Raw genomic sequence first — 7,460 nt, 5'->3', positions numbered from 1 at the left:
TAACCGACGTGCAGATGCCGGGTATGAGCGGCCTGGATCTTCAGGATCGCCTGATCGCGCAAGGAATCCGCGTTCCCATCATTTTCATCACCGCATTTCCGGCGCAAGCCATTCGAAGTCGCGCGGAAGCCGGAGGCGCGCTCGCCTGTCTCGAAAAGCCATTTGGCGGGAGGAGCATGCTGGAGTTGGTGCGCCAGGCTCTCGCGGCGCAGCCACACTGAAGTTCGCCGGCCGTCAGCAGCTTAGAGCTAGAGGCCGACGGGACCGGCGGCCGGATCTCTTCACAAGGAGACGTCCCCTTGAAGGTCCATGAGTTCACGAAAGAACGGCTGCTCGCTGAAATCGCGGAGCGCGTGCGTGTCGAGGAACAGCTGAGGGCGGCGAACCGCACCCTGCGAACCGTCAATCGCTGCAACGAAGCGCTCGTTCGCGCCACAGAGGAGATCCAACTGGTGGAGGCCATCTGCCGAATCCTGGTCGAGGATGGCGGCATGCGGATGGCCTGGGTCGGGTATCGAGAAGCGAACGCACCTTGGAGGCGGATCGCGCACGCGGGATTCGACGATGGATATCTCGACCGCATCGATGTTGGTTCGGCCGACGCCCCCACAGCGCATGGGCCCACGGCCATCGCCATTCAAACCAGCGAGCCCTGTTCGACAGATGATATCGCGACCGACCCGCGCTTCCGGCACTGGCGGGATGAGGCGCTCAGGCGCGGGTATGCGTCCTTGCTTGCGCTCCCGCTGAAATCCGGAGGGACCGCGTTCGGCGCCCTCACCCTCTACGCCGACCGACCGCACGCTTTCGACGAGCAGACGCGTTCGCATTTCACCGAACTCGCCAACGACCTCGCCTATGGCGTGATGGCGATCCGGACCTGGGCCGAGCGCGCACGGGTTGAGGCGGAATTGCGCCGTATCGAAGCTTATCTCGAGGAAGGACAAAGGCTGACGCACACGGGAAGCTGGGCTTGGAATGTCGCGAGCCGTGAGACCATCTATTGGTCTCCGGAGCAGTACCGAATATTTGGCCTGGATCCGGTTGAGGACTCTCACGCCTTCGAGAAGGCCCTTCAGCAGGTTCTTCCGGAAGATCGCGCCAAATTCATCGAGATTCTTGACGCCGCGATCCGGGAAAAGAAGGACTTCGATGTCGAATGGCGATTTCCGCTGCCAGACGGGAGCGTACGCTATCATCATAGCGTCGGACATCCCGTCGTCGACAAGGACGGCGAGGTCGTCGAGTACGTGGGTACGCTCGTCGACGTGACCGAACAGTATCTCGCCAGGATGGCGCTGGAGCGCGAAAACGCGGAACGCCGGCGCGCGGAAGAGCAGCTGCGCCGCAGCGAGGCGTTTTTGGCCGAAGGCCAAAGAATCAGCCGAACGGGAAGCTGGACCTGGAACGTCACCACCGGGAGGCTGTCGTGGTCGGCCGAGCATTTTCGCATTTTCGGATTGGATCCCGACGCGACGACGCCGTCCTATGGGGTGTTCATGGACCGGATTCATCCTGAGGATCGCGCCGCCTTCGAAGAGATGTTGGAGAAGGCTGTTCGAGACGGCAGCAACTTCCAATGCGATTTTCGCATCGTCACGCCGGACGGCGCGATAAAGCATGTGCACAGCCTGGGCCGCGCAGCCGCCGACAGCGCCAACGACACTGAATTCATCGGCGCGGTCATGGACGTCACCGAGCGCCGGCTTGGAGAGGAAGCCCTGCGGAGCGCACGGGCCGATCTCGAACGGGCGTCGCGCCTGAGTACGATGGGCCAGCTCACCGCATCGATCGCGCACGAGATCAACCAACCGCTCGCCGCGATCATCACCAATGCGGACGCCTGCCTGCTCTGGCTTGAAGCGGACCGCCCCGACCTCGAGGAAGCGCGGAAGGCCGCGACACGCATCGTTAGAAACGGCCACCGCGCCAGCGACATCATCAAGAGCGTCCGCTCTCTAACGCGGAAGTCGACGCGTGAGATGGTCTCACTCGATATCAACGAGGTGATCCGGGAGGTGATTGTCCTCATGGGTGCCGAGTTCCGCCGCCATGGCGTCCAGGTCGAAACCTCGCTGCGCAATCTCGATTCCGTCTTTGGCGATCGGGTCCAACTTCAGCAGGTCGTGCTGAATTTGATCATGAACGGAATCGAGGCGATGGCAGATTCCAAGCGCGGGCAGCGGCGGCTGGAGATCAGATCCACAAATGAGGAATCTGGTCATGTGCTCGTCGCCGTTGAGGATTCGGGACCCGGGCTCAGCTCGGCGCAAGCGGACCGGCTCTTCGAGGCCTTCTTCACCACCAAGCCAGAGGGGATGGGGATGGGATTGTCGATCTGTCGTTCAATCATCGAAGCGCATGGCGGGCGATTGTGGGCGACCCCGAATCGGCCGAATGGCGCCATATTCCAGTTCACCTTGCCGACGGCGGCCGGAGAGGCAAACAGCGCCGCCGACGACGCAGCGTGACCCACGGCTCCTTCTGCGATTGAGCCGTCGGCGACCCTTCTAAAAAGCGTTGCGACGCAGGCGCGCCGACGAGTTCTCCTCAGCCCCCTCGTCGATGAGCTTCCAGCAGCGCCGATAAGCGGGCGCGGCGAACCTCGTCTTCGTCGCAATCTCCAAGGAAACCCGCGCGGCAAATTTGGCCGCCCGTGGCCGCCCGGGCGGCGTCGTCAGACCCGACCGTATTCTTTGGTTTGATACAAATAAAACGAATGTGCCGCCCGCGGCAACCTAGGCGGAATAGCGCGGCTTGCGCGGATTGTCTTAAACCGAGCCGTGTCGCCGAACCGGCGACGCCAACGCCGCAATCTAACGGATGTCCGCTGAGATATCGGCGAAACAGACGATGGAGGCTACCAGTGACCACACGAGACGCCAATGCGCTGCGCGCCGCTCCGCTCGCAACCCCTACGGATCTCAAATCGAACGCCGTGCGCGACCTGACCGGCGCGCTCAACATCCTGCTTGCGGACATGTTTGGTCTTTATGTGAAGACCAAGAATTTCCATTGGCACGTCTCGGGCCCGCACTTTCGCGATTACCATTTGATGCTGGACGAGCAGGGCGAGCAGATCTTCGCGACCACCGATGCAATCGCCGAGCGCGTTCGCAAGATCGGCGGTACGACGTTGCGCTCCATCGGTCACATCAAGCGTCTGCAGCGCATCGAGGACAACGACGCGGAGTTTGTCGCGCCGTCGGATATGCTTGCCGAATTGCGTGACGACAATAAGCAGCTGGTCGCCAATATGCGCGAGACGCATGGCCTCTGCGACGAGCATGGCGACGTCGCGACCGCGAGCCTCTTGGAGGTTTGGATCGACGAGGCCGAGCGGCGCACCTGGTTTCTGTTCGAAGCGACTCGAACGTCCGGGACTTGACGCCCGAACCGTGACCCTTCCAGCGCCAACGGCATGGACGCCCGTGAATCACGCCGTGGACGCCTGCTCAGGAGACGCCCCATGTTAAAGGACGATTCCATCTCCCATCTCCGTGGCGGCGGCGCGTCCAAGGCCGCGCCCTCGGATGGCCGCCTGCGGGTTGAAATCGGCTTCGTCGGTCTTGGCCACATGGGGACGGCGATGGCGGCAAACCTTATCGCCGCGGGAGGTCGGGTGACCGCCTATGTGCGTCGCCCCGACGAACTGGGCAAACTCGCAAGCCTCGGTCTCGACCCCACAACGAGGTTCGCCGATCTTTTCGACTGCGAGGTCGTGATCAGCATGCTGCCCGACGACGCCGCCGTTCGTGACGTCGTCCTCGGGCGGGACAACGCTCAAGGTCTCGTCACCGGACTGAAGCGCGGCGCGATTCATCTTTCGATGAGCACGATCAGCACATCCACAGCGTCTGAACTCGCGGCCGAGCATCTCCGCCACGAGCAAGGCTACGTCGCAGCGCCGGTGTTCGGAAATCCGGATGCCGCCAGGGCGCGCCAACTCTTCGTTGTCGCCGCCGGCGCTCCAGCCGATGTCCAACGCTGCCAGCCGCTGTTCGACAGTTTCGGACAAGAGACATTCGTCGTCGGCGCCGATCCTGCGCACGCCAACCTGGTCAAGCTGCTCGGGAATATGATGACCGCGACCACGCTCGAGGTGCTGGGAGAAGTCGTCGCCGTGGCGCTCAAGCGCGGACTCGATCCCAAGCGTTTCCTCGACATCATGACGAGCACGATGTTCGGCGGACGCGCGCATAAAATCTACGGCGACAAGATCGTCGGGCAGTCCTACGGGTCTGGATTCGTCTTGCCCCTGGTGCTGAAGGATGTGCGCCTGGCGCTCGCCGAGGCGGAAAGCGCCGCGGCCCCCATGCCAACGGCCGACGTGGTGCGAGACCGGCTCATCACAGGAATCGCGCGCGGCTATGCCGGTCTCGACTGGAGCGCGCTTGGGTTGATCGCCGCTGAGGAGGCCGGACTGCAATCGAGCCATCCCCACAATGTCAATTGAGGTTGGCCAAGGCGCCATGCGGCTCTGCCCGTCGATCCTGACCTGCTGCGGCACATCCCGCGACCGTAACACCGAGGAAGGACAAGAAACCATGATCTCGGAGATCAAGCCGAACGACGCCGAGATGGAATATCTCTCCGACCCGCTCAAGGTTTCGCGCATTGCGCTCGGAACCTGGGCGATCGGCGGATGGATGTGGGGCGGAACCGATGAAGCCGCGGCGATCGGCGCCATTCACGAGGCTCTCGATCACGGCGTCAGGCTGATCGATACGGCCCCGGCCTATGGCTTCGGCCGCTCGGAGGAGATCGTGGGCAAGGCGTTGGCCGACGGCGGGCGGCGCAAGCGCGCCCTGATCGCGACCAAGGTTGGTCTGGACTGGAAGAACGGGCAGCCGTTCCGCGACGCCAGCAAGACGCGCATTCGGAACGAGATCGAGGCTTCGCTGCGCCGTCTGCGCACAGACGTCATCGATATCTATCAGGTGCATTGGCCGGATCCGAAAGTGCCGATCGAGGAAACCGCTGCGGCGATGGCGGACTTGCAGCGCGCCGGCAAGATCAAGGTCATCGGCGTCAGCAATCTCAGCCCCGCGCAGATCGAAGCCTTTCGCAAGGTTGCGCCGGTGCAGACAGTTCAGTCGCCGTACAACCTGTTCGAGCGCGCCATCGAAGGCGACGTCCTCCCCTATTGCCGGGACAACAACATTGTCACGCTCGCCTACGGTCCATTGTGCAGGGGCCTGCTCTCCGGCCGCATGACGCCGCAGACGCAGTTCGCCGGAGACGACCTGCGAAAGGTAGACCCCAAGTTCCAGGTCCCGCGTTTTGCGCAATACCTGCGGGCGGTTGAGAAGCTCGACCGGTTCGCGCAGGAAAATTACGGAAGGCGCGTCATCCATCTCGCCTTGCGCTGGATTCTCGATCGGCAGCACTCGACGATCGCGCTATGGGGCGCCCGACGGCCTGACCAACTCGCTCCCATCGCGGGCGTCACGGGCTGGCATATCGACTCGTCCGCCATGGCCGAGATCGATCGGATTCTTTCGGAGACGATCGTCGACGCCGTGGGTCCGGAGTTCATGGCGCCGCCTGTTGAGCTTGCCGCCTAACGTGACCGAAAACGCTTCGTTGGAGGGCGACATGCTCGACCATGAAACGCTGCGGACGAAGGACCTCGAGGCCGCTTTGGGAGTTCCGACTCCGTTTCATTCACAGGAGCAGAGTCATGCTGAGTAGACCTACGCATCTAGCGCCGGCGCCCTTCGTCGACCACGTCGATGACAATGCGAGAGCGAAGACCGCTCGCACTCTCTTCCACGAGTTCTGGAACACGGGCGATGAGGCCGTGCTGAAGCGAGCGTTCGCGGAGAACTTTGCCGACCGCGCCGTGCCCGCGCCTCGCGCCGGCAGCGATGGGTTCGCGGCTCCGCAGGCGCCTCGGGCGCCAAAAGAGGAGTCGATATGATCACCCTCAAAATACTGTCGGAGAAAATCCACTCCTGGCTCCGGGATCAGGCGGCGGCGCGCGAATTGTCTCGGCTCTCTGATCATGAGCTGTGCGATATCGGCGTCCGTCGCTCCGACATCGAAAACATCGTGCGCCACAAGGTCGCGCCTGCTGAGGCCGGCCCGCGACGAAGGCTGCCTGATCGCGAAGGACGATCGCCGAACCGGCAGCCGAGCAAGCGCTGCGACCCGCCACGACACAGCCGCACGCAGAGTGACGGCGCTGCGCTGTGACGCCATGCGACCCGAGGACCGATCATGGGTATCGTTCGCTTCGCGCTGAGGTTTCCGTACACCTTCTACGTCCTCGCGGCGCTGATTCTATTTCTCGGCGTCACGGCCATTACCGTGATGCCGATGGACATCTTCCCGGAGATCGACATTCCCGTCGTCTCAGTGATCTGGCAGTATACTGGTTTGAGCACGCCAGAAATGGAGCAGCGCGTCACCACCTATAGCCAGTACTCTATCAGCTCGAACGTTACCGGTATCAAAGATATGGAGGCCCAGACACTCAACGGCACCTCGGTCCAGAAGATTTATTTCCAGCCGGACGTCAACCTCGATCTGGCCATCGCCCAGATCGTCTCGGCGACAAATTCGATCCGCGCCCTGATGCCCACCGGGATACAGCCGCCGACCGTGGTGGCGTACAATGCGTCGAGCGTTCCGGTCCTGTAGCTCAGCTTGAGCTCCGATCGGCTCAGTGAACAGCAGCTCTATGACTACGGGATCTACAACTTGCGCCAGCAGCTCGCGCCGGTTCATGGGGTGACGTTCCCAACTCCCGACGGCGGCAAGTACCGGCAGATCATGGTCGACATCGATCCGGTCAAGCTTGCGGCCAAAGGGCTTACGCCGGCGGATGTCGTCAACGCAGTCAACGCCCAGACCCTGACCTTGCCGTCGGGTCTCGCCAAGATCGGCGACACGCAATACACGGTGCGCACCAATGCGATGCCGACGACCATCGCCGACCTCAACAACATTCCGATCACATACGCCAACGGGCAGACCGTGTTCATAAGGGATGTCGGCCAGGTGCACGACGGTTGGGCGGTGCAGCAGAACGTCGTGCGCGAAAATGGCCGGCGCTCCGTGCTCTTGAGCGTCATCAAGATTGGCGGCGCCTCGACGCTTGCTGTCGTCGATGGCGTTCGCAAGGTCCTGAAGGTCGCCCGCGAGGCTGCGCCCCCTGGCCTCAGCATCAATGAACTGTTCGATCAGTCCAAGCTCGTCACCGCGTCGATCACGAGCGTGGTCCGCGAGGGGGCGATCGCGGCCGGGCTCACGGGACTGATGATACTATTTTTTCTCGGCTCATGGCGGTCGACCCTGATCGTCTTGATTTCGATTCCGCTGTCGATCCTGACCTCGATCGTGGTCCTGTACTTCCTTGGCGAGACGCTCAACACAATGACTCTCGGCGGCATGGCGCTTGCGGTCGGCATTCTGGTCGATGATTCGACAGTGACGATCGAGAATACGCACCGGCT

At 62.5% G+C, this 7,460-nt stretch carries 6 protein-coding genes and 1 pseudogene; all 7 read left to right on the top strand.

Annotated elements, in window-relative coordinates:
- Positions 1-221, top strand: a 221-nt coding sequence (locus ACLP25_RS10515; RefSeq protein WP_442469142.1) for a response regulator, incomplete at its 5' end; no start/stop codon positions are given.
- Between the two features lie 78 nt (positions 222-299).
- Positions 300-2,471 (top strand): PAS domain-containing protein, encoded by a 2,172-nt coding sequence (locus ACLP25_RS10510; RefSeq protein ID WP_442469141.1) that lies wholly within the window; start codon positions 300-302, stop codon positions 2,469-2,471.
- A 395-nt stretch (positions 2,472-2,866) separates the two neighbouring features.
- Positions 2,867-3,388: a Dps family protein gene (locus ACLP25_RS10505; protein ID WP_442469140.1), complete on the top strand. Its 522-nt coding sequence runs from the start codon at positions 2,867-2,869 to the stop codon at positions 3,386-3,388.
- An 81-nt stretch (positions 3,389-3,469) separates the two neighbouring features.
- Positions 3,470-4,456 (top strand): NAD(P)-dependent oxidoreductase, encoded by a 987-nt coding sequence (locus ACLP25_RS10500; RefSeq protein WP_442469139.1) that lies wholly within the window; start codon positions 3,470-3,472, stop codon positions 4,454-4,456.
- Entirely contained in the window at positions 4,446-5,567 is a 1,122-nt protein-coding gene (locus ACLP25_RS10495; RefSeq protein WP_442469138.1) for an aldo/keto reductase, read from the top strand. The genes ACLP25_RS10500 and ACLP25_RS10495 overlap by 11 nt, the downstream gene beginning before the upstream one ends.
- 352 nt (positions 5,568-5,919) lie before the next feature.
- Positions 5,920-6,198, top strand: coding sequence for a DUF1127 domain-containing protein (locus ACLP25_RS10490; RefSeq protein ID WP_442469137.1), 279 nt, complete (start codon positions 5,920-5,922; stop codon positions 6,196-6,198).
- Positions 6,199-6,222: 24 nt separating this feature from the next.
- Positions 6,223-7,460: pseudogene (locus ACLP25_RS10485) on the top strand (efflux RND transporter permease subunit); the annotation flags it as partial.

The organism is Roseiarcus sp. (assembly GCF_052145395.1).
GTDB lineage: Bacteria > Pseudomonadota > Alphaproteobacteria > Rhizobiales > Beijerinckiaceae > Roseiarcus.
The sequence above is the reverse complement of the archived record's forward strand: the minus strand, read 5'-3'. Positions and strand labels throughout refer to the sequence as shown.